Below are 23,212 nucleotides of genomic sequence, written 5' to 3'. Positions count from 1 at the left end.
GCCCCTGCGGCGGGTGTCACATCTTGGCGCCCGCCATCGCCCGACAGGTGTCCGCGCAGCGGCGACACGCCTCCGCGCAGCGCATCATCTGCTGGTCGTCGGGCATGGACATACACGCCTCGGCGCACATGTCGCACACCTTCGCGCAGAGCATGCACATGTCGGGGGACATGGGCGAGCGGCGCATCATCATGTCGGCGCACATGCGGGTCGTCTCGGAACAGTCCATCAGCGCGCGCATGACCTGCATCTGCTGCTGGCCGCCCTTCTGCATGCACGAGCTCATGGTCTCCTCGCACATGCTGTGGCAGTTCATGCACGCCTCGATGCACTCCTGCATCTGCTGCGTGAGGGCAGGCATCATCTGGGACTGGGTCATGGCTCCTCCTCGGAGGCGGGGACCCGGGCGGGTCCCGTGTGCTTCCGTCCTACGTCCCCGCCGCAAGCCCCGCATGTGACCGACCGGTCGGCAGGTGGATCACGGGTGAGCGATCCGGCACAGGCAGAACGGATGCCCGGCCGGATCGGTGTACACCTGGAAGTCCTTCTTCTCCCGGTCCTCCAGATCCAGCGGCCGGGCGCCCAGCGCGAGCACCCGCTCATGGGCCGCGTCGACCTCCGCCCAGGTCCTCCCCGCGTCGAAGTCGAGGTGGAACTGCTGGCCGTTGCGGTCCGCGCGCGGCCACTCCGGCGGGGTGTACCCCTCGGACCGCTGGAAGGCCAGCCGTGGCCCGTCCGGGACCTTCAGCACGACCCAGTCGTCGTCCTCGGCCTGCGGGGTGCCCCCGGCCACCGCCGCGTAGAAGGCGGCCAGGGCGTGCGGATCGGGACAGTCGAGCACGACGGAACGGAATCGGGCGACGGACGCCATCAGTCCTCCTTCGGGACGGCTCAGCAGGCGCACAGGCAGAACGGGTGCCCCGCCGGGTCGGCGTACACACGGAAGGTCCGCTCGCGGTCGTCGGCGTCCAGCGGCCGCGCCCCCAGCTCCAGCACCCCCTTCTCGGCCGCGTCCAGGTCCTCCACGACCAGGTCCAGATGGAACTGCTGCGAGCCGTCCGCCGCGGGCCACTCCGGCGGCACGTACCCCGGCGCCTCCTGGAAGGCCAGCGCCGGCCCGCCGGGCACCTTCAGGTCCACCCACTCGCCGCTGTCGTCGGAGTCCGCCTCCACCGTGCCGCCCAGCACCGCGGCGTAGAAGCGGGCCAGCGCACGGGGATCGGGACAGTCCAGGACGACGACACCGAGCTTGGCGAGAGCCATGACTACCTCCTTGCGTCACCTAAGGCGTTACCCCTGACGGTCGTCAACCGGTAACGGTTACTGCATGCTCCCGCATCGGGGGTAACGTCGCAAGCATGAATGAGAGATCGGCCGCCCCCGGAGCGCTGGCGCTGGTCGAGTCCCTGGTCAACACGCTGGACCTGGAAAGCGGCGCGGACGCGCTGGACACCGAGGAGGGCCGGGGCCGCTTCGGGATCGCCGAGGACGGGCTGGAGGAGGCACGGGAGCTGCGGGAGTCCCTGCGGGCCGTACTGCTCGCGCACGCCGGGCACCGGCCGCACCGCGCGGTGACCCCGCTCGGCGAGCTGCTGTCCCGCGCCCCCCTGTACGTCGCCGTCGACGAGCGGGACGGCTCGGCGGCGCTCGCTCCCGCCCCGGACGGCCCGCTGCTCTCCCGGGTCGCCGCCGCCGTCGCCGAGGCGCTCACGGAGGGCACCTGGATGCGGCTGAAGGCCTGCGAGGCCGAGACCTGCCACTGGGCGTACTACGACCGCAGCCCGGCCGGACGCGGCCGCTGGTGCTCGATGCAGGTGTGCGGGGCGCGGGCGAAGATGCGGCGCTACCGGGCGAAGGGTGCGTGAGACACGGCGACGTGGTGCAGAATGCGGAAAGACGCCGGTTCGGCCGACTGAGCCTCGGCCGAACCGGCGTCATCCGTGTGCCCGCATCCCCTCAGGCCGTCGGACGGCCCATCGCCCGGTACGTCCAGCCCGCCCGGCGCCACACCTCCGGGTCGAGCGTGTTGCGGCCGTCCAGGATCACCCGGTCCGCCACGGCCTCGCCGAGCGCCGCCGGGTCCAGCTCGCGGAACTCCCGCCACTCGGTGAGGTGCAGGACGACATCGGCGCCCCGGACCGCCTCCAGCGCCGAGTCGGCGTACCCGAGCGTGGGGAAGACCCGGCGGGCGTTCTGCATGCCCTTCGGGTCGTACACGGTGACCTGGCCGCCCTGGAGGTGGATCTGGCCGGCCACGTTCAGCGCCGGCGAGTCACGGACGTCGTCCGAGTCGGGCTTGAACGTGGCACCGAGCACCGCGACCCGCTTGCCGAGGAAGGAGCCGCCGCCGAGCGCCTCCCGGGTCATCTCCACCATCTGGCCGCGCCGGCGCATGTTGATGGAGTCGATCTCGCGCAGGAAGGTCAGCGCCTGGTCCGCGCCCAGCTCACCGGCCCGCGCCATGAACGCCCGGATGTCCTTGGGCAGACAGCCGCCGCCGAACCCGATCCCGGCACGCAGGAACTTCGCCCCGATCCGGTCGTCGTGCCCGATGGCCTCCGCCAGCTTCGCCACGTCACCGCCCGCGGCCTCGCACACCTCCGCCATCGCGTTGATGAAGGAGATCTTCGTGGCGAGGAAGGAGTTCGCGGCCGTCTTCACCAGCTCCGCGGTCGGGAAGTCGGTCACGACGAACGGCGTGCCCTCGCCGACCGGCGTGGCGTACACCTCGCGCAGCAGCTTCTCGGCGCGCTCGCTGCGCACGCCCACCACGATCCGGTCCGGGTGCAGGGTGTCCTGCACGGCGAAGCCCTCGCGCAGGAACTCCGGGTTCCAGGCCAGCTCGGCGTCCCCGCCCGCCGGGGCGTGCGCGGCGAGGTAGCCGGCCAGCCGGTCGGCCGAGCCCACCGGCACCGTCGACTTGCCGACGACCAGGGCCGGGCCGTGCAGATGCGGGGCGAGCGAGGAGATCGCGGAGTCGACGTACGACATGTCGGCCGCGTAGTCCCCGTGCCGCTGCGGGGTGTTCACGCAGACGAAGTGGACATCGCCGAACGCGCCGGCCTCGGCCCAGTCGGTGGTGAACCGCAGCCGCCCGGTGGAGCCCTCGAAGCCCGCGACGTGCTTGCGCAGCAGCTCCTCCAGCCCCGGCTCGTACATCGGGGTCTCGCCGCGCTCCAGCATCGCGATCTTCTCAGGTACGACATCGAGCCCCAGCACCTCGAAACCCAGCTCGGCCATGGCCGCGGCGTGCGTGGCGCCGAGATAGCCGGTGCCGATCACGGTGATCTTCAGGCTCATGGATGTGCTCCAGATCGGGTACGTCGGTGATGCGGAGCCGAGCATAGTCGGGCCGTCCACCGGGCAATTTCCCCGCTGTCGCCAAGCTCACGTAGGCGTCCCCCGGGCCGCCCTCTAAAATTTGAGTTACTTAACGGTAATTAGCGTCAGTATCACTGCGTCTTTGGAGCGTGAGAGACCGTGGCCGGATCGGCTGACTTCGACCTGTACCGCCCGTCCGAGGAGCACGACATGCTCCGGGACGCCGTCCGTTCCCTGGTCGAGGCGAAGATCGCGCCGTTCGCCGCGGCGGTGGACGAGGAGGCCCGCTTCCCGCAGGAGGCCCTCGACGCCCTGGTCGCCAACGACCTGCACGCGGTGCACGTCCCCGAGGAGTACGGCGGCGCCGGCGCCGACGCGCTCGCCACGGTCATCGTGATCGAGGAGGTGGCCCGCGCCTGCGTGTCCTCCTCCCTCATCCCCGCCGTGAACAAGCTGGGCTCCCTCCCGGTGATCCTCTCCGGCTCGGAGGACCTGAAGAAGAAGTACCTGTCCCCCCTGGCCAAGGGCGACGTGATGTTCTCGTACTGCCTGTCCGAGCCGGAGGCGGGCTCGGACGCGGCCGGCATGAAGACCAAGGCGGTCCGCGACGGCGACTTCTGGATCCTCAACGGCGTCAAGCGCTGGATCACCAACGCGGGCGTGTCGGAGTACTACACGGTCATGGCCGTGACGGACCCGGAGAAGCGCTCCAAGGGCATCTCCGCCTTCGTCGTCGAGAAGTCCGACCCGGGCGTGTCCTTCGGCGCCCCGGAGAAGAAGCTCGGCATCAAGGGCTCCCCGACCCGCGAGGTCTACTTCGACAACGTCCGCATCCCCGCCGACCGCATGATCGGCGAGGAGGGCACCGGCTTCGCCACCGCGATGAAGACCCTGGACCACACCCGCATCACCATCGCCGCCCAGGCGCTCGGTGTCGCCCAGGGCGCACTCGACTACGCCAAGGGCTACGTCCAGGAGCGCAAGCAGTTCGGCAAGGCGATCGCCGACTTCCAGGGCATCCAGTTCATGCTCGCCGACATGTCGATGAAGATCTCGGCGGCCCGCGCCCTCACCTACCAGGCCGCCGCCGCCTCCGAGCGCGGCGACGCCGACCTGACCTACCTGGGCGCCGCCGCCAAGTGCTTCGCCTCGGACGTGGCGATGGAGGTCACCACGGACGCCGTCCAGCTCCTCGGCGGCTACGGCTACACCCGCGACTACCCGGTGGAGCGCATGATGCGCGACGCCAAGATCACCCAGATCTACGAGGGCACGAACCAGGTCCAGCGGATCGTGATGGCGCGCAACCTGCCGTAACAGGATCTTCCCGAGAGCCCCGGCCGGCAGCGGCCGGGGCTCTTGGTTCAGGCGTCACGGGCCGTGCGGATGACCTCGTCCAGGGTGTCGCGGGAGCGCCGCAGGTCGGCGATCATGCGGTCGATGCGGTCGCGTTCGGCGGTGAGGTCGGCGACCAGCTTCGGGGTGGCGATCGCGGAGGGCCCGCCGTCCCGGTCGCGCATGCAGGGCAGCAGCTGCCGGATCTTCTCGCTGTGCAGCCCGGCCGCGTACAGCTCCTGGATGCGGATGACCCGGTCGACGGCCGCGTCGGGGTAGTCGCGGTGGCCGCCGGGGGTGCGCTCGGCGCGGAGCAGCCCCTGGGCCTCGTAGTAGCGCAGCGACCGCTCGCTCACCCCGGTGCGCCGGGCCAGTTCGCCGATCCGCATCCGCCGCCTCCCCGGACAGGGCTTGAATCTGACATCAGTGTCAAGTTCTACCGTGCCGGCATGACGCAGACAACGGACTCCACGGACTTCCTGGCCCCGGCCCGGCTCGGCCGGCTCGCCCTTCCGAACCACCTGGTGATGGCCCCGCTCACCCGCAACCGCGCGGCGGCCGACGGCACCCCGACGCCGCTCATGGCCGCTCACTACGCCCAGCGCGCCTCCGCCGGGCTGATCATCGCCGAGGGTTCGACGCCGAACGCGGTCGGGCAGACGTATCCGGACATCACCGCGATCCACACCGACCGGCACACGGCCGGCTGGCGGCAGGTCACCGACGCGGTGCGGGCGGCCGGCGGGCGGATGTTCCTGCAGCTGCAGCACGGCGGCCGGGTCAGCCATCCGGCGACCACCGGGCTGACGCCGGTGGCGCCCTCGCCCGTCCCGCTGCCGGAGACGATCTTCACCCCGCGGGGCCACCGGCAGGCAGCCGTCCCGCGCGCGATGACGGCGGACGACATCCGGGCCACGGTCGCGGACTTCGCCGCCGCCGCCCGCCGGGCCGTCGAGGCGGGCTTCGAGGGGGTGGAGGTGCACTCGGCCAACGGGATGCTGCTGCACCAGTTCCTCGCCGGCAACACCAACCGCCGTACGGACGGCTACGGCGGCCCGGCCGAGCGGCGGGTGCGGTTCGCGGCGGAGGTGACCGAGGCGGTGGCCGACGCGATCGGCCCCGACCGGGTGGGCATACGCATCTCCCCCGCGAGCCGCGTCAACGGTGTGCGCGAGGACGACACCGACGGCCTGTACGCGGCGCTCCTGGACCGGCTGAAGGGGCTGGACCTCGCCTATCTGCACCTGGTGCGCTCCGACCCGGCCACCGGCTGGTACCGGCGGATCCGCGCCGACTGGCCCGGCGTCCTGATCGGCAACCCGGATCTGACCGGCCTCTCCACGGAGGCGGTCACCCGGGCCGCCCGGGAGATGCTGGCGGCCGGTGCCGACCTGGTCGCGCTCGGCCGGCCGTTCCTCGCCAACCCGGACCTGGTCGAGCGGCTGCGCCTCGGCGCCCCTCTCAACCCGGTCCGGGACCGGTACTTCATGTACGTGGGCGGGGCGGAGGGCTACAACGACTACCCCGCCCTCGCCGCTCAGCCGTCCAGCGACTCGATCGTGGCGACGGACGGCGCCCGGGTCGCCTGAAGGTCACGGGCCACGTCCTCCGCCGCGCCCAGCACCCGCACCGCGTTCTGCCAGGTCAGCTTGGCCAGGTCGGCCTTGGACCAGCCGCGGTCCAGCAGCTCGGCCAGCAGGTTCGGGTAGCCGGAGACGTCGTTCAGGCCGTCCGGGGTGAACGCGGTGCCGTCGTAGTCGCCGCCGATGCCCAGGTGGTCGATGCCGGCCACCTCGCGCATGTGGTCCAGGTGGTCGGCGACCGTGGACACCGTGGCGACCGGGCGCGGGGTGCGCTCCTCGAAGGCGCGGTGCAGCTTCATCGCCTCGGGGCCGGTGTCGAGGTGGTGGAAGCCGTGAGCGCGCAGGTTCTCGTCGGCGGCGGCCGTCCAGTCGACGGCGGCCTGGAGCACGAACTTCGGTACGAACGTCACCATCGCCACCCCGCCGTTGGCGGGCAGCCGCTCCAGGACGTCGTCGGGGATGTTGCGCGGGTGGTCGCAGACGGCGCGGGAGGACGAGTGGGAGAAGATCACCGGAGCGCTCGTCGCGTCCAGCGCGTCCCGCATCGTCGTCGCCGCCACGTGCGAGAGGTCGACCAGCATGCCGAGCCGGTTCATCTCGCGGACGACCTCGCGGCCGAAGGCGGTCAGGCCGCCGGCCTTCGGCTCGTCGGTCGCGGAGTCCGCCCAGTCCACGTTGGAGTTGTGGGTGAGCGTCAGGTAGCGCACGCCGAGCGCGTACAGGCCGCGCAGGGTGCCGAGCGAGTTGGCGATGGAGTGGCCGCCCTCGGCGCCCATCAGGGAGGCGATACGGCCGTCCCGGCGCGCCGCCTCCATGTCGGCGGCGGTCAGCGCGGGCGCCAGCTCGGCCGGGTGGCGGGCCAGCAGCCGCCGTACGCAGTCGATCTGCTCCAGCGTCGCCGCCACCGGCTCCGGCTGCTCGCAGGGCACGTACACCGACCAGTACTGGGCGCCGACGCCGCCCTCGCGCAGCCGCGGGAGGTCGGTGTGCAGCCGCGCGTCCTGGCGGCCGGCGATGTCCAGCTCGTCCAGGTCGTAGCCGGCCTTCTTGCGCAGCGCCCACGGCAGGTCGTTGTGGCCGTCGGCGACCGGGAACTCACGCAGCAGCGCGCGGGCCTCGTCGAGGGAGGTCATCCGCGTCACTTCCCGAAACCGAAGAGGCCCTGGCCCTCGACCTTGGAGCGCAGCCGCTTGCCCTTCTCGGTGGCCTGGTCGTTGAGGTCCTGCTGGAAGTCGCGCATCTTGTGCAGCAGGTCCTCGTCGTGCGCGGCGAGCATGCGGGCCGCGAGGAGACCGGCGTTGCGGGCCCCGGCGACGGAGACGGTCGCGACGGGCACGCCGGCCGGCATCTGCACGATCGACAGCAGGGAGTCCATGCCGTCGAGGTACTTCAGCGGCACGGGCACGCCGATGACGGGCAGCGGGGTGACGGAGGCGAGCATGCCCGGCAGGTGGGCGGCGCCCCCGGCGCCGGCGATGATCACCTTCAGGCCGCGGTCGGCGGCCTGCTCGCCGTACGTGATCATCTCGCGCGGCATGCGGTGCGCGGAGACGACGTCGACCTCGTAGGGGATCTCGAACTCGTCCAGGGCCTTGGCGGCGGCCTCCATGACCGGCCAGTCGGAGTCCGACCCCATGACGATGCCAACAACAGGGCTCATTCGGTGATCGTGCCTCTCAGGTAGCCGGCTGCGTGACGGGCGCGCTCCAGCACGTCGTCCAGGTCGTCGCCGTAGGTGTTGACGTGGCCGACCTTGCGGCCGGGTTTCACGTCCTTGCCGTACATGTGGATCTTGAGCTTGGGGTCGCGGGCCATGCAGTGCAAGTACGCGGAGTACATGTCCGGGTAGTCGCCGCCGAGGACGTTGACCATGACCGTCCACGGGGCGCGCGGGCGCGGGTCGCCGAGCGGGAGGTCGAGGACGGCGCGGACGTGGTTGGCGAACTGCGAGGTGATCGCGCCGTCCTGGGTCCAGTGGCCGGAGTTGTGCGGGCGCATCGCCAGTTCGTTGACGAGGATGCGGCCGTCGCGGGTCTGGAACAGCTCGACGGCGAGGTGCCCGACGACGTCCAGCTCCTTGGCGATGGTCAGCGCCATCCGCTCGGCCTGCAGCGCGAGGGACTCGTCCAGGCCCGGGGCGGGCGCGATGACCGTGTCGCAGACGCCCTTGACCTGCTGCGACTCCACCACCGGGTAGGCGACGGCCTGGCCGTGCGGGGAGCGTACGACGTTGGCGGCGAGCTCGCGGACGTAGTCGACCTTCTCCTCGGCGAGGACCGGGACGCCGGCCCGGAACGGGTCGGAGGCCTCCTCGGCGGTCTCCACGACCCACACGCCCTTGCCGTCGTAGCCGCCGCGGACGGTCTTGAGGACGACCGGGAAGCCGTCCCCTTCGGCCGCGAACCGGACCACGTCCTCCGGATCGGCGACGATCCGGTGCCGCGGGCACGGCACGCCGATCGCGTCGAGCTTCGCGCGCATCACGCCCTTGTCCTGGGCGTGCACCAGCGCGTCGGGCCCGGGACGCACGGGGATGCCGTCCGCCTCCAGGGCCCGAAGGTGCTCGGTGGGTACGTGTTCGTGATCGAAGGTGATCACATCGCAACCGCGCGCGAACTCACGCAGCGTGTCCAGGTCGCGATAGTCGCCGATGACGACATCGCTCACGACCTGCGCCGCCGAGTCCTGAGGGGTGTCACTGAGAAGCTTGAACCTGATGCCCAACGGGATGCCCGCCTCGTGCGTCATACGCGCGAGCTGCCCCCCGCCGACCATGCCGACTACCGGGAACGTCACCCCTCTAGCGTATCGGCCGCGCCGGGGCGGCCGGATCGCGTCCCTCTCACGCTCTCTTACCGGTCGCTTTCCGGCCTCTTTCCGACCTGTTTCCGAGCTGTGGCCCGGTGCGGAGGCATTGGTGAGCCCGCCTGGTTAGCATGGCTGGGCTGACGAAACCTACCGACGGGAGCTGCACAGCCATGGAACCTCGTTCCTCGGGGCTGCAACGGCTCGTACGCGAGGTGGCCAAGTTCGGCACCGTCGGCGTTGCGGGCATCTTCGTCAACCTCGGCGTCTTCAACCTCGTCCGGCACGTCTCCGACCTGCCGGTGGTGCGCGCCAGCATCATCGCGACGGTGGTCGCGATCGCGTTCAACTACGTCGGCTTCCGTTACTGGACGTACCGGGACCGCGACAAGGGCGGCCGCACCAAGGAACTCACGCTGTTCCTCTTCTTCAGCGCGATCGGCCTGGTGATCGAGAACGGCGTGCTGTACGCGGCGACCTACGGGTTCGGCTGGGACAGCCCGCTGCAGAGCAACGTCTTCAAGTTCGTCGGCATCGGCGTCGCGACCCTGTTCCGCTTCTGGTCGTACCGCACGTGGGTGTTCCGCGTGCAGCCGGCGAAGGAGGCGGAGTCGATCCTGGTGGCCGAGTCGAAGAAGCCCCACCCCGAGCCGGAGCCGAAGTCGCAGCGGGTTCCGTGACCCCGGTCAGCGCACCGTCGGCCGGTCCTCCTCCGGCTTGCGGGCCGGCGGGGTGCGGGACAGGAACAGGCCGAACACCGGCGGCTGGGCCTGGAGCAGCTCCAGTCGGCCGCCGTCGGCCTCCGCGAGGTCGCGGGCGACGGCCAGGCCGATCCCGGTGGAGTTCCGTCCGCTGATCGTCCGCTCGAAGATCCGCGCGCCCAGGTCGGCCGGGACGCCGGGGCCCTCGTCGGTGACCTCCACCACGGCCTGGTTGCCGGTGACCCGGGTGCGCAGCGCGACCGTGCCGCCGCCGTGCATGAGGGAGTTCTCGATCAGCGCGGCCAGCACCTGGGCGACCGCTCCCGGCGTGCCGACGGCCTGCAGATGCCGCTTGCCGGAGCTGACGATGGCCCGGCCGGCGCTGCGGTAGGCGGGCCGCCACTCGGCGAGCTGCTGCTGGATGACCTCGTCCAGGTCGAAGGTGACGGCGGAGCCGGTGCGCGGGTCGCGGGAGTTGGTCAGCAGCCGCTCGACCACGTCGGTGAGCCGCTCGACCTGGGTGAGGGCGACGTTCGCCTCTTCCTTCACGGTGTCCGGGTCGTCGGTGAGGGTGATCTCCTCCAGCCGCATGGACAGCGCGGTCAGCGGGGTGCGCAGCTGGTGGGAGGCGTCCGCCGCGAGGCGCCGCTCGGCGGTCAGCATGCGCCCGATCCGCTCGGCGGAGGAGTCCAGCACATCGGCGACGCGGTCCAGCTCGGGGACGCCGTACCGCTTGTGCCGCGGGCGCGGGTCGCCGGAGCCGAGCCGTTCGGCGGTCTCGGCGAGGTCGGTCAGCGGGGAGGCGAGCCGGTTGGCCTGCCGTACCGCGAGCAGGACGGCGGCGACGACCGCGAGGAGCGCCACCAGCGCGATGATCAGCAGGGTCCGGCCGACCTCCCGGGTCACCGCGGAGCGGGGCTCCTGCACGGTGACCTGCTCGCCCTCCTCGCCCGTCTGCGAGGCGCTGATGACATCGCCCCGCGGCTGGGTGCCGATCTCTATCGGCGGCCTGCCGGGCATGCGGATCACCGCGTACTGGTCCTTGCTGACCGGGTTGCGCAGCACGTCCGCGTTGACGTTCTCGGTGGCGAGGATCCGGCTGTCCACGATGCTGGCCAGCCGCACCGCCTCGGACTCCACCCGCTCCTGGGCGCTGTTGCTGATCGTCCGGGTCTCGACGATCACCAGGGAGATGCCGAAGACGGCGATCACCACGAGGACGACGGCGAGGGTGGACTGGATGAGACGTCGGCGCATGTTCCGTTACCTGAGGTGATCGCTGGGTCCCGGGGCGGGGCCCCGGGCAGGGCTCAGCTCTTCTCGAAGCGGAAGCCCACGCCTCGTACGGTGGCGATGTAGCGCGGGTTCGCCGCGTCGTCGCCGAGCTTCTTGCGCAGCCAGGAGATGTGCATGTCGAGGGTCTTGGTGGACGACCACCAGGTGGTGTCCCAGACCTCGCGCATCAGCTGGTCGCGCGTGACGACCCGGCCGGCGTCCCGCACCAGCACCCGCAGCAGGTCGAACTCCTTGGCGGTGAGCTGCAGTTCCTCGTCGCCCATCCACGCCCGGTGCGACTCGACGTCGATCCGCACCCCGTGCGTGGCCGGCGGCTGCTGGGGCTCGGCGGCACCGCGCCGGAGCAGGGCCCGCACCCGGGCGAGCAGTTCGGCGAGCCGGAAGGGCTTGGTGACGTAGTCGTCGGCGCCCGCGTCCAGGCCGACGACGGTGTCCACCTCGTCGGCCCGCGCGGTCAGGATGAGGATCGGCACGGTGTGGCCGTCGGCCCGCAGCCGGCGGGCGACCTCCAGGCCGTCCATGCCCGGCAGGCCCAGGTCCAGTACGACCAGATCGACGCCGCCCTGCATTCCGGCGTCGAGCGCGGTGGGTCCGTCCTCGCGCACCTCGACCTCGTAACCTTCCCGGCGCAGGGCGCGGGCCAGCGGCTCCGAGATGGACGCGTCGTCCTCGGCGAGCAGTACACGGGTCATGGAGTGATGGTAGACCGCCCGCCCACGGTGCTGGGGTGTGATCGCTTCCACGGACTCTTACCTTCGTACGCCGCTGGTACGAACCATTGGTCCGGGGATGCGATCGTAGGAGAGACCTTCGAATCCGGTTCTGTGGTTCCCCCGACACCTGTGATCCGCGTCTCAAGTCCTTCCATATCCGGCACTGTCCTGCCGTATGGTGACCTGAACGCCTGTAGTACACCGGGGACCTTTGGCGGACACATGTCGCCGAGGGTCTCTTTTGTGTGCGGGCTGATCAAGATCAGCCTTGAAAGGAATGACCTCTGGCCGGGCTCCGGACGCAATGTCGCGTCGGGGCGTGGATCCCGGTGGTCGCCGTCCGCCGCTTCCGCGACCCGGAATCGGACTCCCCCTGGGCGTTGGGGGTGGACGGCCGGCCCCGCCGGTGCCGGCCGCACCCCCACGGGCGCGCAACTCTCCCAGTTCTCGGCTTCGCCCGAACCGGGGGGACCCCCAGGCGCGCGCCCCGACCAGCAAGGAACGACCATGGCGTCCAGCCTGACGAAGGACTCGGTCCGTCCGGGCACCCCCGGTGCCGAGAAGACCTTCTTCGGCCACCCCCGCGGCCTGGCCACTCTCTTCATGACCGAGATGTGGGAGCGGTTCTCCTACTACGGCATGAGGGCCCTGCTCCCGCTGTACCTGGTGGCCCCGGGCGGCCTGCACCTGAACGCGGGCACGGCGACCGCGATCTACTCGGTGTACGTGTCGCTCGTGTACCTGCTCGCCCTGCCCGGCGGCTGGGTCGCGGACCGCTTCCTCGGCCCCCGCAAGACGGTCGCGGTCGCGGGTCTGATCATCATGCTCGGCCACCTGTGCCTCGCGCTGCCCGTGGCCGCCAGCTTCTTCGTCGGCCTGGGTCTCGTCGCCATCGGTTCGGGTCTGCTGAAGGCCAACATCTCCACGATGGTCGGCCACCTCTACAACGGCCCGCAGGACCCGCGCCGGGACGGTGGCTTCACCCTCTTCTACATCGGCATCAACATGGGTGCCTTCGTCGCGCCGTTCGTCATCGGCACCGTCGGTGAGAACGTCGACTGGCACCTGGGCTTCGCGCTGGCCGCGCTCGGCATGGCGCTGGGTCTGGCCCAGTACCTGCTGGGCGGCCGCCACCTGAGCGAGAAGAGCAGCGAGGTCCCGACCCCGCTGTCGGCCCAGGAGAAGGCCGTTGTCCTGCGCAAGGGCCTGATCTGGCTGGCCATCGCGGCCGTCTTCTACGGCGTCGTCGGCGGCACCGGCCACTTCACCCTGAACTGGGCGCTGATCCCGCTCACCGTCATCGGCCTGATCGTGCCGATCATGGTCATCGGCCGGATGCTGCGGGACAAGGACCTGGAGTCGGCCGAGAAGTCGAAGGTGCGGGCGTACATCTGGTTCTTCGCCGCGGCCGCGGTCTTCTGGATGATCTACGACCAGGGTGGTTCCACCCTGTCGCTGTTCGCGAGCAGCTCGGCCAGGAACACGATCTTCGGCTGGGGCTTCCCGGTCTCCTGGTACCAGTCGGTCAACCCGGTCATGATCATGGCTCTGGCGCCGGTCTTCGCCTGGCTGTGGCTGTGGCTGAACCGGCGCGGCAAGGAGCCGAGCACGATCGTGAAGTTCGCCTCCGGTCTGGTCCTGATCGGTGCGTCCTTCTTCGTCTTCCTCGCCCCGCTGTCGATCGCCGAGGGCGGTCACAAGGCCGCGGCGATGTGGCTGGCCGCGATCTACTTCGTGCAGACCATCGGCGAGCTGACGCTGTCCCCGGTGGGTCTGTCCGTGACGACGAAGATGGCGCCGAAGAAGTACGCCTCGCAGATGATGGGCGTCTGGTTCCTCGCCGTCACCGCGGGCGACTCGATCACCGCGCTGATGTCCAACCCGGCCGTCGGCGGGGTCAACCTCGACAGGATGGGCTTCGTCGTCCTGGAGGCGGTGCTCGCCGTGCTCGCCGGTGTGGCGGTGTGGATGTACCGCAAGAAGGTCAACAAGCTGATGGGCGACGTGCACTGACGTCCCCGGGAACAGCTCCCTGAAGAGGGCCACCGCGTCTCCGGACGCGGTGGCCCTCCTTCGTCCCTCCGGAGCTAGCGTGTCCTTCGTCCCGGCATGAACGTGAACACCGCGCCGCCCAGCAGGATCGCCGTGCCCGCCACCAGGCCGAGGGCCTTGAGGGCGCCGTGGTCGCCCGCGCCGGTCTCGGCGAGGCCGCCGGAGCCGCTGCCGCCGGTGCCTGCCGTGCCGCCGCTCGCCGAACCGCCGGAGGTGGACGTGCCGCCCGCCGCCCCGCCCGGCTGCCGGCTGGTGTCCAGCGTGAGCGAGACCTCGGTCCTGGTCGGTGTGCACGTGGTGGTCGTGCCGAGGGCCTTGATCGTCAGGACGCCCGGGGACAGCGTCGAACTGCCGCTCGCGCCGGGCTTGTAGGTGCCGGTGAGGTCGGGGATCTCGATCGGGTCGCCGGACTTGACGGGGTTGGCGTTGGCCGGTCCCTCCACATGCACGGTGCCCTTGTCGGCGCCGCCCAGCACCACCTCCATGGACGGCTTCACGGAGTCCTTCGGGATGTCGGCGGGGCTGTTCATCACCGACTTCTTGAACTGCACGGTGAGGCCGAAGCTCCCGCCGTTCCTCCTCGCGTTGATCTGCACCGGCGAGGTCGCGTTCTTGTCGCCGATCGGGGTCTTGCAGGCGTAGGGGATCTGCACCTCCCTGCCGGTGAAGTCGGTCTGTCCGCTGCCGCCGGTCGCGGTGGCCGTGGGCGTCGCCGAACGGGTGGGGGTGCTCGACCGCGTCGGGGTCGCCGACCGGGTCGGCGTACTGCTCGACGTGCCGCCGCCACCCGTCACCCGGATCGTCGCCGCCTTCCGCACGGTCTCCTTCGGCGTGCAGCGGGTGTCCGTCGACATCGCGTTGACGGTGTACGCGTCCGGCGTCAGCGTCACCGCACCGGCCGCCGTCAGCTTCAGGCTGCCCTTCATGTCGGACAGCACCATGTCGCCGCCCTTGGGGATCGCGGGGTTCGTACGCGTCCCCTGCATCGCGATGCCGGCGGTCTGCGCCCCGGCCGCCTTCAGCACGCCGGACGGCTGGACCGAGTTGGCGGGCAGGTCGATGAGGTCGGGGTTCTTGGACGCGGCCCGGACGAACTTCCACACGACGTCCACGGTGTCACCGACCTTCGCCGTGGCCGGCGCGGTGATCTCGACCTTCGTGGTGCCGTCGACGGGGCTGATGCCCGCCGGCGGCACGCAGTGGGTGGCGTACGACACCTCGGCCGCCTGCGCGGGGCTCGCGGCGAGGCCCAGCAGGACGCCCGCACCGCTCAGCGCCAGCGCGGTGCCCGCGGCCGTTCCTCTCCTTCGGATGCTCACGTGGGTCCCTTCGGGGTGGGAGTCGTAGGACTCGACGGGCTGTCGGTGTGCGGTGCGGAGAGCCGGCCGGCCGGGTCGCCCGGGACGGAGTCCGGGGTGAACCACGGCAGGGCCGCGTGCGTGGGGGGCGGCGGTGCGGGGGTGCGGGAGCGCGACAGCGGCAGCCGCAGGGCGGCGGGCCGGGACAGCCTGCGGCCGCCGCCCCGGGAACCGCCCGGCCGGCGCGGCCGTACCCGGTCCACCACGGCCATGCCGATGCGGAACAGCGCGGCCGGGACCACCAGGCAGAGCAGGATCCAGAACAGCGTCACGCCCCAGGGGCGGCCCACGCCCCACGGCTGTTCGGCGAGGACCTTGCCGTCGTACTTCAGGGACACCGTGTAGTCGCCGTGCGCTCCGGCGGACAGTTCGACCGGCAGGCTGACCTCGGCGCGTCCGCCGGGCGCCAGGGTGCCGTGCCACTGCCGGTCGTCCCACTGCGGGGCGAAGACGCCGTGCGCGGAGCCGACCTGGAAGACCGGGTCCTTGATCACGCCCGGGCCGGTGTTGCCGACGGTGAAGACCAGGGTGCGGCTCGGTGGTGCCCCGAACCAGGTGAGCGGTCCGCTCGACCCGGTCAGCCGGGTGTCGGAGAGGATCGCCAGCCGGCCCCCGGACTGGTCGGCGGGCAGCGGGGCGACGGGGTGTCCGGCGACCCGCAGGACGGCGTCCGCCTGCGCCCCGGCGCCGGTGACGGTGGCCACGTGCACCACACAGGGGCACGGTACGGGCGGTTCGGCGACCGGGAGCCTCCGGCTGAAGCGGCCCCGGGCGTCGGTGGTCACGGCGCGGCCGTCGCCGTTGGCGCAGGAGTTGGTGCCGCCGATGACACCCCGGGACGGTGTGGCCCGTCCACACACCAACACCATCAGCAGTGTGTGCGACCGCCAGCCACTGCCTTCGACGGTGACCGCTCCGCCCGCGCCCCCCTGTGACGCGGACAACGTCACCACCGGCCCGCCCGCCGCAGCCGCCGCCCGCCCCGGGAACGGCACCACGAACAGGGCGAGCACCACCGCCACCGCCACCGCCGACAGCCGCAGAGCCCGTGCCTTCCCGGTCACTTCACCGCCCCTTCCGTCAACGCACCACCACCACAAGGCCCGCCCTCACCCCCGCCCTCCGCCCCGCCGCCCGTCCTGCTCGTCGGGGTCCCGGGTGCCGGGCGGTCCGGTGCCGGGCGGTCCGGTGCCGGGGCCACGCCCGCCGGACCGTCGGGCGCCGGGAGGCCGGACAGCAGGCCGTCGGGGGCCGGTGCGCCGGACGGCGTACGGCGGCGGTACCGGCGTGCGGCGAGCAGGGCGCCGGTGGTCAGCAGCAGGGCGCCGGCGGTGATCGACGGCGGCGGCCACGGCACGAAGTGTGCCGTGGCGGTCGCCGTGTCCTGGGCTCCGCCCGGGGCCGTCACCGTCAGGCGTACGTCGACGGCGTCCAGCGCGGGCCGGTCGGGCCAGGGCTCGGCGAGCCTCAGGCGCGCACCGGGGCGCAGGCGGACGGGGAGGGTGCGGGGTGCGCGGTCCAGGACCCGGCCGAGGACGCCGTCGGCCCGCACGGCGACCCTCGGCACGAGGACGGTCGTACCGCGGTTGACCAGCTCGTACGTGATGCGGTCGGCGTGCACGGAGAGGTGCTCGACGGTCAGCGCGGCGAGCGCGGGGCCGCCCACGCGCAGCCGGACCGGGACGGTCGCCGTACGCCCCCGGGTGTCCCGTGCGACGACGGCACCGGAGCGGTCGCCGGGTGCCGCCCCGGCCGGCACGCTCACCGTGAAGGGCACCTCGGCGCGGGTGCGGGCCGGGACGCGTATCCCCTTCCCGGCCCGCTCGGCGAAGACGGTCCGCAGGCCGGTACCGGACAGCCGTACGACGACCGGCGCCCGTCCGGGATTGGTGACGGACACCGTGTCCTGCAGCACCGTCCCGGGCGTGCCCTCGGCGTAGAAGGACGGGCGTCCGCCGCCCGCGGGCGCGGCGGACCAGCCCGCGGCGGCCGAGGCGCCTGGCGCGGCGCCCAGCACAGTGCCGAGCGCGGCGCACAGGCACAGGGCCGCGGGCAGCAGGGCGCGCGCCCGGGGCGGGCGGGGGCGGCGGGTCAGGGCGCGGGCGGCGGACGGCATGGGCGGCTCCAGCGGGGCCTGGGGTGCGGTGGCCCCGGGGTGAGTGGGGCCTCGGTTCGCGGGGTTGGGCGGGGAGCAGCTCCGGCGGGCCCGCACCTCAACGCCGCACCGTCTGCCCCCGCCGGGTCAGCCAGAGCACGCCCGCCGTGCCGGCGAGGAGCACCGTGCCGCCGAGCGTGCCGAGGGCGATGGCGGAGTCCCCGGGGCCGGTCTGCGGGAGTGTTCCGCCGGTGGCGGAGCCGCCGGAGGACGCCGACGACGAGGCCGACGACGAGCCGCCTGCCGCGGTCACGTCCAGCGTGAGCCCCGGCTTGGGGCTGTTGGCCGGCGTGCAGGTCGTCGTCGTACCGAGCGCCTTGATGATGAGCGTGCTCGGGGTGAAGGTGACCTTGCCGGTCCTCTTAGGCGTGTACGTACCGCTCAAGTCGCTGATCCTGATCGGGGTGTTGGCGGGGATCGCGGCCGCGTTGGGGGGCCCGCTGACCGGCAGTGTGCCGCTGTCGGCGCCGCCGAGCCGGATGCTCGCGCTCGGTGTCATCGCGCCCTTGCCCAGCTCGACGGGGCTGGAGGAGACGCCCTTCCGCCAGGACATGGTGAGGGTGTAGCCGCTGCCGTTCTTGACGCCCTTGATGTCGATGGGCGAGACGGCGCTCTTGACGCCGATCGGGGTCTGACAGCGGTAGTTGACGTCGACCACGTCGGCGTGGGCGGCCGGCGCGGACAGCAGTACCGCCGAGCCGGCCAGGGCCGCGGCGGACGCGAGCGCGGCGGTGCGTTTCGGGTACGACACGATCGGTCCACCCCAATCCTTTGCGGCGACACTTCCTGACGGCGTATCAGATTCGGCCGTCAAGGTACGCCCGGCGTCGCGAGGAGGGAAGACGCGGCACACGCCGGAGTTGTGGTGATCCGGCATGTGTGACGGGTGGCTGGAGTGGAGGCCGGGCAGCGGGGTCAGGGCCTGCGCGGCACCTCCGGCAGGCCCCGGCGCCGCAGCACCCCGGGCACGGCGACGCCGCCGCCGGGCCGCTGGCGCTGCTCCAGCAGGGCCGGCACCAGACGGCCGGTGGCCAGGCCCGAGACGTTCGGGGTGTGCACGCAGGCCGTCCTGCCGCCGGCGGCCGGGCGGTAGCGGATGCCGCCGCGCCGGGCCTGGCAGTCGCGGGCGTTCGACACCGAGCCGACCTCCGCGCAGGCGCCCAGGCCGGCCAGCCAGACCTCGACGCCGTACGTGTTCGCCTGGGCGGCGCCGGTGTCCCCGGTGGCGAGCCGGGTGAGCCGGTGGCGAGCCGGGCGACCCGGCGGCGAGCCGGGTGACCCGGTGGTGCAGGCCCAGGCCGGCGGCCAACTCCTCGGCGCGGGCCAGCGGTTCGCGCGGGGCCGCCGCCCAGTCCGCGGGCCGGGTGGCCCGCGCCCGTGAGGGGATGCACACCGGGGTGCGAGGCCGCCTTCACAGCGGGTGGCGGCTCGCTCGGCTCGCCGGCCCCGGACTGCTTGTCTCCGTCAGCGCGTTGCGCCCAGGGCAGGCCGTGCCGTACCCGGCGGAAACCTGATGTCCACGCGCCCCGTACGGACGGGCCCTGATGCACTGCACGCGGGTGCCCCAGGGCCTGCGCCCGGGAGCCCGACGGCCTACGCCGGTGCGCCCAGCTCCGCCCACACCGTCTTGCCCGGCCGGCCCGCCGCGCGGACGACGCCCCAGTCCAGGCACAGCCGCTGCACGATGAACATGCCGTGGCCGCCGGGGCGGCCGGCGCGGTGCGGGGTGCGGGGCGCCGGCTGGCCGGTGCCGCGGTCCGAGACCTCCACCCGGATCACCTTGTTGTCGCAGGCCAGGAGCAGTTCGTCGGGCCCCTCCGCGTGCAGGCAGGCGTTGGTGACCAGCTCGGAGACGACGAGCAGCACGTCCTCGGCGGCGGCCCGCTGGTCGGCGCCGGCGGCGGGCAGCCAGCCCCAGGCGTACAGCGCCTGGCGGGCGAAGTCGCGGGCGAGCGGGACGACCCCGCTCGCGCCGCGCAGGCCGAGTCTGCGGACCTGCGGTCCGCCGGTGCCCTGAGTGCCGCCGGCGGCTCCGGACGGTGCGGCTGCCCCCGTGGGCACGCCTGCGGTCGGCGCGCCGTTCTCGGACGCCCCGGAAGCGCCGCTGGGCTCCGGGCCGCGGTCGCCCGGCGAGTAAGGCCGGGTGGTGCTCATCAGCGCTTCACCTCACCGATTCACCAGTTCACGATTCAAAAGGCCGGCACCGGTCGGTGCCGGCCGGTCCGTAGGTCATCCGCCCGGCGTCCGCCCGCCGCCCGCGGGGTGTGCTGCTCACCCGTCCGTCGCACGTACGTCCCGTCCAGTCGTTTCGCCGGTCCCGGGGCGGTCCGGGGGGCCGGCGGTCGTCGGGGGTCTCCCGCTCCTCCTGCCCTCTCCTGCCCGGCCGATCCGGCCCGACACCCCCGTCTTCGGCGTGACGAACGCAACGCCTGGGGCCGGCGGCACACGGGAGGGCGGGGGCGGCGGGCTCAGTCGGCGCCGTCGACCAGGGCCGCCGCCACGGAGTCGTGGACGGTGAAGACCGCCTCGGCACCGGTGATCTCGAACACCCGGGCGACCACCGGCTGCATGCCGGCCAGATGGACCCCGCCGCCGGCGGCCTCCGCCTTCAGCCGGGCGCCGAGCAGGACGTTCAGGCCCGTGGAGTCGCAGAACTCCAGGCGCGAGCAGTCCACGACGAGGCGTGAGAAGCCCTTGGCCAGAAGGTCGTCGAGGGGCTCACGCAAAAGATCGGCGGTGTGGTGGTCGAGTTCTCCCGCCGGTGTCACAACGGCGCTGGAGCCCTCTTCCCGCACCTCCACCAGAAGCCGGCCCGACTGTGCGCTGCCGACCGTCCCGTGGTCCATGCCGTCTCTCTCCCGAGGTCGTGGACGCTGACTGCTCTCGAACATTACGCCTTCCCTGCACACTCCGGCACCCGAAGAACTTCACAGAACCGGACATACACGAACAGAACGCACTTGCGATCGTCTCGGTGAAGCGGGTAGGGCTAGTAAGGACACCTACCGCTACACGCCGGCTTTGGAGGCGCCGCACACCGCAGTGCACGCACGGCTTCGGCAGCCATATGCCGAGAACGATGGAGGACACCATGTCACCCCGGCTCGACGCATCGCATACCCCGATCGCGACGTCGACACCCCCACCGGAACAACTGGATCATCCCATCGACGCCCTCGACGCCTTCGAGGGACTCCCGGAGATCCCCCCGTACGACGAGATCGGCCCGGTCGACGCGCGGGCCCTGTCCAAGACCCTCTTCGAGCGCCTGGAGTCGCTGGAGGAAGGGACGCACGAGTACTCGTACGTCCGCAACACCCTCGTCGAGCTGAACCTCGCGCTCGTCAAGTTCGCCGCCTCCCGCTTCCGCTCCCGCAGCGAGCCGATGGAGGACATCATCCAGGTCGGCACCATCGGCCTGATCAAGGCGATCGACCGTTTCGAGCTCGCCCGCGGAGTGGAGTTCCCCACCTTCGCGATGCCGACCATCATCGGCGAGATCAAGCGTTTCTTCCGCGACACCTCGTGGTCCGTGCGCGTGCCGCGCAGACTGCAGGAGCTGCGCCTGGACCTGGCCAAGGCCGGGGACGAGCTCGCCCAGCGGCTGGACCGCGCGCCGACGGTCGCGGAACTGGCCGAGAAGCTCGGCATCTCCCGGGAGGAGGTCGTCGAGGGCATGGCCGCCTCGAACGCCTACACCGCCTCCTCGCTGGACGCCCAGCCCGAGGAGGACGAGACCGAGGGCGCGCTCGCGGACCGCATCGGGTACGAGGACCACGGTCTGGAGGGGATCGAGTTCATCGAGTCCCTCAAGCCGCTGATCGCCGAACTCCCGCAACGGGACCGGAAGATCCTCTCCCTGCGTTTCGTGGCGAACATGACCCAGTCGGAGATCGGCGAGGAGCTCGGCATCTCCCAGATGCACGTCTCCCGGCTGCTGTCGCGCACGCTGGTGCGGCTGCGCAAGGGGCTGACGCTGGAGGAGTGACCGGCGGACCGCCGCCGCGGTGACACCACGGGGAGCGGCCCGGCCGTCGGTGCCGGGCCGCTCCCCTGCGTGCCGCGACCCATCTCGCCGGGTGCGCGGGTATCCACGGTCCGTGCGGCCATTCCCGGATCCCGCCGCCGTTCCGGCCCAACTCCGGCCCGCGTCCCAACCGTTATGCGGTTACCCGCGGAAACCTCTTTTCCCCGCCGTCCCCCTCGGCCACTATGGCCCCCCATACCGGCTGGTCGGCCCGGCCGGGGCCGCAACGGCGCGGCCGCCCGGTGGTGCGAGGAGGCAGAACGATGGCGCAGGGGGAAGGGGCCGGGACGGGCGGGACCGAGGAGGGCGGGGAATACGAGGACATACCCGACGCCCGGCTGACCGGGCTGCTGCGCTCTCCCGCCGCGACGGCGTACCCCGCGCTGCAGGAACTGCGCCGCCGGCACCACCCGGCGGTACTGGCCTACGCCCGGCTGTGCGCCGCGAGCGAGTCCGCCGCCCGCCGGCTGGCGGCCGAGGCCGTCACCACAGTGGTCCGCGAGGCGGCCCGAGGGGTCGAGCCGGCCGTCCCGCTGCGCCACCGGCTCCTGCTGCTGACCGCCGGGCTGGCGGCCGTGTGGGCCCGCGACGAGCGCGCCACCGGCCTCGACCCCGGACTGCTGCTGGTCCTGAACACCTCCGGCCTCCCCGACGGCCCCACCCCGTCCCTGCTGCCCGCGTTCCAGTCGCTGCCGTCCCGCACCCAGGGCCTGATCTGGTACGCCGTGCTGGAGGAGGAGCCGCAGGAGCGGACCGCCGCCCTGCTCGGGCTGAGCCGCGCCGATGTGGCCTACGGCACCCCGCAGGCCCTCACGGCGCTCGACCAGGCCTGCCTGCGCGGGCGCCTCGCCGCCTCCGACGATCCGCGCTGCGCCGACTTCCGGCGGCTGATCGAGGAGGCGGTACGGCCGGACGGGCCGCGCCGCAGCACCGACCTGGACGCCCACATGGCCCGCTGCCCGCACTGCACGGCCGCGTTCGAGGAGCTGCGGGACCTGCGGGACGCGCCCCGGCAGACCCTGGCGGAGGGGCTGCTGCCGTGGAACGGAACGGCGTACCTGCGCGCCCGCATCCGCGCCGAGGAGTCGCCGGCCGTCCCCGAACCGCCTGCCGTACGGGCGGCCTGGCCGCCCCGGCGGCGCGTCCTGCTGGCCTCGGCGGCGCTGGGCGTGGCCCTGACTCCGCTGCTGGTGCTCCTGCTCAGCCCGGCGCACGGCGACGACGCACAGCCGACGGCCGCGACGCCCGAGCCTCCCCCGGTGACGGTGACGGCGACGGTCTCCGTCACTCCGTCCCCGACGGCCTCCCCGACGAAGTCCCCCTCGGCATCCCCGTCGCCCCGGCCGTCGGCGTCCCCGTCCACGTCCCCTTCCGCGGCACGGAGTCCGGCCCGCCCGACGGCCACACCCCCGCGGCACACCACCGCCCCCCGGCCGACGCCGTCCTTCGCACCCCCCGGCACCTCCTTCACCCAGGTGGTGAACCTGGCGACGGGCCGCTGCCTGGACATCCGCTACGGCGACCTGTCCGAGGGCAACGACGTCATCACGGCCCCCTGTTCCTCCGCCGGCACCCAGCGCTGGCGCTTCGACCCCTACCTGGGCGTGCTCCGCTCGGCAGCCGACGACCGCTTCTGCCTGGACAGCCGGGGCTCGGTCGACCGGGGCGTCGGCATCTGGGAGTGCGACGCGGTCTACAGCGACAACGGCGACAACCTGCGCTTCACCATCGACGCCGACGGCACGATCCGCCCGGACATCGCCATCGAGACGGCGGTGACCCCGGACGGCCGGCACGGGGTGGCCCTGCGGCCGCTGGACGACAGCGGCGGCCAGCGGTGGCGGGCCGGGGCGAGGTGACCGGCGG

The 23,212-nt window shown here is 72.5% G+C and carries 24 protein-coding genes; 7 read left to right on the top strand and 17 right to left on the bottom strand.

Going from position 1 to position 23,212, the window contains the following annotated elements; all coding sequences use genetic code 11:
* Nucleotides 1-16: 16 nt before the first annotated feature.
* The 3 genes from ABT171_RS26270 to ABT171_RS26260 form a co-directional block, all read right to left on the bottom strand.
* Nucleotides 17-379 carry a four-helix bundle copper-binding protein gene (locus tag ABT171_RS26270; RefSeq protein ID WP_351247853.1) on the bottom strand — a complete coding sequence of 121 codons (363 nt, stop codon included), beginning with the start codon at nucleotides 377-379 and terminating at the stop codon, nucleotides 17-19.
* A gap of 99 nt (nucleotides 380-478) precedes the next feature.
* The gene (locus tag ABT171_RS26265; protein ID WP_351247851.1) at nucleotides 479-871 is read right to left on the bottom strand and encodes a VOC family protein; all 393 of its coding nucleotides are present in this window, start codon (nucleotides 869-871) and stop codon (nucleotides 479-481) included.
* Nucleotides 872-891: 20 nt separating this feature from the next.
* Nucleotides 892-1,263, bottom strand: a complete 372-nt coding sequence (locus ABT171_RS26260; protein WP_351247849.1) for a VOC family protein — start codon at nucleotides 1,261-1,263, stop codon at nucleotides 892-894.
* A gap of 95 nt (nucleotides 1,264-1,358) precedes the next feature.
* Between ABT171_RS26260 and ABT171_RS26255 the strand changes: the two genes are divergently transcribed.
* Nucleotides 1,359-1,865, top strand: a complete 507-nt coding sequence (locus ABT171_RS26255) for a CGNR zinc finger domain-containing protein (protein ID WP_351247847.1) — start codon at nucleotides 1,359-1,361, stop codon at nucleotides 1,863-1,865.
* 91 nt (nucleotides 1,866-1,956) lie between these two features.
* On the opposite strand, the gene ABT171_RS26250 is transcribed toward ABT171_RS26255, so the two are convergent.
* Complete coding sequence (locus ABT171_RS26250; protein WP_351247845.1) at nucleotides 1,957-3,300, bottom strand: UDP-glucose dehydrogenase family protein; 1,344 nt, start codon at nucleotides 3,298-3,300, stop codon at nucleotides 1,957-1,959.
* 180 nt (nucleotides 3,301-3,480) lie between these two features.
* Here ABT171_RS26250 and ABT171_RS26245 point away from each other — a divergent pair, with 180 nt between their 5' ends.
* Entirely contained in the window at nucleotides 3,481-4,638 is a 1,158-nt protein-coding gene (locus tag ABT171_RS26245; RefSeq protein ID WP_351247843.1) for an acyl-CoA dehydrogenase family protein, read from the top strand.
* 47 nt (nucleotides 4,639-4,685) lie between these two features.
* On the opposite strand, the gene ABT171_RS26240 is transcribed toward ABT171_RS26245, so the two are convergent.
* Complete coding sequence (locus tag ABT171_RS26240) at nucleotides 4,686-5,045, bottom strand: MerR family transcriptional regulator (protein WP_351247841.1); 360 nt, start codon at nucleotides 5,043-5,045, stop codon at nucleotides 4,686-4,688.
* A 60-nt stretch (nucleotides 5,046-5,105) separates the two neighbouring features.
* Here ABT171_RS26240 and ABT171_RS26235 point away from each other — a divergent pair, with 60 nt between their 5' ends.
* Nucleotides 5,106-6,245 (top strand): alkene reductase, encoded by a 1,140-nt coding sequence (locus ABT171_RS26235; RefSeq protein ID WP_351247839.1) that lies wholly within the window; start codon nucleotides 5,106-5,108, stop codon nucleotides 6,243-6,245.
* Here ABT171_RS26235 and ABT171_RS26230 read toward each other — a convergent pair.
* The 3 genes from ABT171_RS26230 to ABT171_RS26220 are packed head-to-tail and all read right to left on the bottom strand — an operon-like array spanning nucleotide 6,194 to nucleotide 9,035.
* Nucleotides 6,194-7,372 carry a dipeptidase gene (locus tag ABT171_RS26230; RefSeq protein WP_351247837.1) on the bottom strand — a complete coding sequence of 393 codons (1,179 nt, stop codon included), beginning with the start codon at nucleotides 7,370-7,372 and terminating at the stop codon, nucleotides 6,194-6,196. The genes ABT171_RS26235 and ABT171_RS26230 overlap by 52 nt on opposite strands.
* Nucleotides 7,373-7,377: 5 nt before the next feature.
* Nucleotides 7,378-7,899 carry a 5-(carboxyamino)imidazole ribonucleotide mutase gene (purE, locus tag ABT171_RS26225; protein WP_351247835.1) on the bottom strand — a complete coding sequence of 174 codons (522 nt, stop codon included), beginning with the start codon at nucleotides 7,897-7,899 and terminating at the stop codon, nucleotides 7,378-7,380.
* On the bottom strand, nucleotides 7,896-9,035 hold the full coding sequence (locus ABT171_RS26220; protein WP_351247833.1) for a 5-(carboxyamino)imidazole ribonucleotide synthase: 1,140 nt from the start codon (nucleotides 9,033-9,035) through the stop codon (nucleotides 7,896-7,898). Before ABT171_RS26220 ends, purE begins: the two co-directional genes overlap by 4 nt.
* 182 nt (nucleotides 9,036-9,217) lie before the next feature.
* On the opposite strand from ABT171_RS26220, the gene ABT171_RS26215 reads away from it, so the two are divergent.
* The gene (locus ABT171_RS26215; RefSeq protein ID WP_351247831.1) at nucleotides 9,218-9,724 is read left to right on the top strand and encodes a GtrA family protein; all 507 of its coding nucleotides are present in this window, start codon (nucleotides 9,218-9,220) and stop codon (nucleotides 9,722-9,724) included.
* A 6-nt stretch (nucleotides 9,725-9,730) separates the two neighbouring features.
* Here the strand turns inward: ABT171_RS26215 and ABT171_RS26210 are convergent, their stop codons facing one another.
* Entirely contained in the window at nucleotides 9,731-11,002 is a 1,272-nt protein-coding gene (locus ABT171_RS26210) for a sensor histidine kinase (protein ID WP_351247829.1), read from the bottom strand.
* Between the two features lie 53 nt (nucleotides 11,003-11,055).
* Nucleotides 11,056-11,733 carry a response regulator transcription factor gene (locus ABT171_RS26205; protein WP_020940464.1) on the bottom strand — a complete coding sequence of 226 codons (678 nt, stop codon included), beginning with the start codon at nucleotides 11,731-11,733 and terminating at the stop codon, nucleotides 11,056-11,058.
* Nucleotides 11,734-12,261: 528 nt separating this feature from the next.
* On the opposite strand from ABT171_RS26205, the gene ABT171_RS26200 reads away from it, so the two are divergent.
* Nucleotides 12,262-13,767: a peptide MFS transporter gene (locus tag ABT171_RS26200; RefSeq protein ID WP_351247826.1), complete on the top strand. Its 1,506-nt coding sequence runs from the start codon at nucleotides 12,262-12,264 to the stop codon at nucleotides 13,765-13,767.
* Nucleotides 13,768-13,841: 74 nt separating this feature from the next.
* Here the strand turns inward: ABT171_RS26200 and ABT171_RS26195 are convergent, their stop codons facing one another.
* The 7 genes from ABT171_RS26195 to ABT171_RS26165 form a co-directional block, all read right to left on the bottom strand.
* Nucleotides 13,842-15,125 carry a hypothetical protein gene (locus ABT171_RS26195; RefSeq protein ID WP_503076584.1) on the bottom strand — a complete coding sequence of 428 codons (1,284 nt, stop codon included), beginning with the start codon at nucleotides 15,123-15,125 and terminating at the stop codon, nucleotides 13,842-13,844.
* Complete coding sequence (locus ABT171_RS26190; protein WP_351247824.1) at nucleotides 15,122-16,228, bottom strand: hypothetical protein; 1,107 nt, start codon at nucleotides 16,226-16,228, stop codon at nucleotides 15,122-15,124. The genes ABT171_RS26195 and ABT171_RS26190 overlap by 4 nt, the downstream gene beginning before the upstream one ends.
* Complete coding sequence (locus ABT171_RS26185) at nucleotides 16,225-17,280, bottom strand: hypothetical protein (protein ID WP_351247822.1); 1,056 nt, start codon at nucleotides 17,278-17,280, stop codon at nucleotides 16,225-16,227. Before ABT171_RS26185 ends, ABT171_RS26190 begins: the two co-directional genes overlap by 4 nt.
* Before the next feature lie 97 nt (nucleotides 17,281-17,377).
* Nucleotides 17,378-18,070, bottom strand: a complete 693-nt coding sequence (locus tag ABT171_RS26180; protein WP_351247820.1) for an LPXTG cell wall anchor domain-containing protein — start codon at nucleotides 18,068-18,070, stop codon at nucleotides 17,378-17,380.
* 164 nt (nucleotides 18,071-18,234) lie between these two features.
* Entirely contained in the window at nucleotides 18,235-18,456 is a 222-nt protein-coding gene (locus ABT171_RS26175) for a hypothetical protein (protein WP_351247819.1), read from the bottom strand.
* Between the two features lie 456 nt (nucleotides 18,457-18,912).
* Nucleotides 18,913-19,473: an ATP-binding protein gene (locus ABT171_RS26170; protein ID WP_351247817.1), complete on the bottom strand. Its 561-nt coding sequence runs from the start codon at nucleotides 19,471-19,473 to the stop codon at nucleotides 18,913-18,915.
* Between the two features lie 314 nt (nucleotides 19,474-19,787).
* Entirely contained in the window at nucleotides 19,788-20,165 is a 378-nt protein-coding gene (locus ABT171_RS26165) for an STAS domain-containing protein (RefSeq protein ID WP_351247815.1), read from the bottom strand.
* 245 nt (nucleotides 20,166-20,410) lie between these two features.
* On the opposite strand from ABT171_RS26165, the gene ABT171_RS26160 reads away from it, so the two are divergent.
* Both ABT171_RS26160 and ABT171_RS26155 read left to right on the top strand, forming a co-directional pair.
* Nucleotides 20,411-21,307, top strand: a complete 897-nt coding sequence (locus ABT171_RS26160; protein WP_351247917.1) for an RNA polymerase sigma factor SigF — start codon at nucleotides 20,411-20,413, stop codon at nucleotides 21,305-21,307.
* A gap of 302 nt (nucleotides 21,308-21,609) precedes the next feature.
* Nucleotides 21,610-23,205: an RICIN domain-containing protein gene (locus ABT171_RS26155; protein ID WP_351247813.1), complete on the top strand. Its 1,596-nt coding sequence runs from the start codon at nucleotides 21,610-21,612 to the stop codon at nucleotides 23,203-23,205.
* The last annotated feature ends 7 nt before the right edge of the window (nucleotides 23,206-23,212 follow it).

Origin of the sequence: Streptomyces sp. NPDC001851, from assembly GCF_040297165.1 — a bacterium.
Classification (GTDB): Bacteria; Actinomycetota; Actinomycetes; order Streptomycetales; family Streptomycetaceae; genus Streptomyces.
This window is presented reverse-complemented; position numbering and strand designations above follow the sequence as displayed.

Bases quoted from the DNA above. Each gene is read 5' to 3' on its own strand.
- ABT171_RS26270 (WP_351247853.1), bottom strand. From the start codon at position 379: ATGACCCAGTCCCAGATGATGCCTGCCCTCACGCAGCAGATGCAGGAG.
- ABT171_RS26265 (WP_351247851.1), bottom strand. From the start codon at position 871: ATGGCGTCCGTCGCCCGATTCCGTTCCGTCGTGCTCGACTGTCCCGAT.
- ABT171_RS26260 (WP_351247849.1), bottom strand. From the start codon at position 1,263: ATGGCTCTCGCCAAGCTCGGTGTCGTCGTCCTGGACTGTCCCGATCCC.
- ABT171_RS26255 (WP_351247847.1), top strand. From the start codon at position 1,359: ATGAATGAGAGATCGGCCGCCCCCGGAGCGCTGGCGCTGGTCGAGTCC.
- ABT171_RS26250 (WP_351247845.1), bottom strand. From the start codon at position 3,300: ATGAGCCTGAAGATCACCGTGATCGGCACCGGCTATCTCGGCGCCACG.
- ABT171_RS26240 (WP_351247841.1), bottom strand. From the start codon at position 5,045: ATGCGGATCGGCGAACTGGCCCGGCGCACCGGGGTGAGCGAGCGGTCG.
- ABT171_RS26235 (WP_351247839.1), top strand. From the start codon at position 5,106: ATGACGCAGACAACGGACTCCACGGACTTCCTGGCCCCGGCCCGGCTC.
- ABT171_RS26230 (WP_351247837.1), bottom strand. From the start codon at position 7,372: ATGACCTCCCTCGACGAGGCCCGCGCGCTGCTGCGTGAGTTCCCGGTC.
- purE (WP_351247835.1), bottom strand. From the start codon at position 7,899: ATGAGCCCTGTTGTTGGCATCGTCATGGGGTCGGACTCCGACTGGCCG.
- ABT171_RS26215 (WP_351247831.1), top strand. From the start codon at position 9,218: ATGGAACCTCGTTCCTCGGGGCTGCAACGGCTCGTACGCGAGGTGGCC.
- ABT171_RS26210 (WP_351247829.1), bottom strand. From the start codon at position 11,002: ATGCGCCGACGTCTCATCCAGTCCACCCTCGCCGTCGTCCTCGTGGTG.
- ABT171_RS26205 (WP_020940464.1), bottom strand. From the start codon at position 11,733: ATGACCCGTGTACTGCTCGCCGAGGACGACGCGTCCATCTCGGAGCCG.
- ABT171_RS26200 (WP_351247826.1), top strand. From the start codon at position 12,262: ATGGCGTCCAGCCTGACGAAGGACTCGGTCCGTCCGGGCACCCCCGGT.
- ABT171_RS26185 (WP_351247822.1), bottom strand. From the start codon at position 17,280: ATGCCGTCCGCCGCCCGCGCCCTGACCCGCCGCCCCCGCCCGCCCCGG.
- ABT171_RS26170 (WP_351247817.1), bottom strand. From the start codon at position 19,473: ATGAGCACCACCCGGCCTTACTCGCCGGGCGACCGCGGCCCGGAGCCC.
- ABT171_RS26165 (WP_351247815.1), bottom strand. From the start codon at position 20,165: ATGGACCACGGGACGGTCGGCAGCGCACAGTCGGGCCGGCTTCTGGTG.
- ABT171_RS26160 (WP_351247917.1), top strand. From the start codon at position 20,411: ATGTCACCCCGGCTCGACGCATCGCATACCCCGATCGCGACGTCGACA.
- ABT171_RS26155 (WP_351247813.1), top strand. From the start codon at position 21,610: ATGGCGCAGGGGGAAGGGGCCGGGACGGGCGGGACCGAGGAGGGCGGG.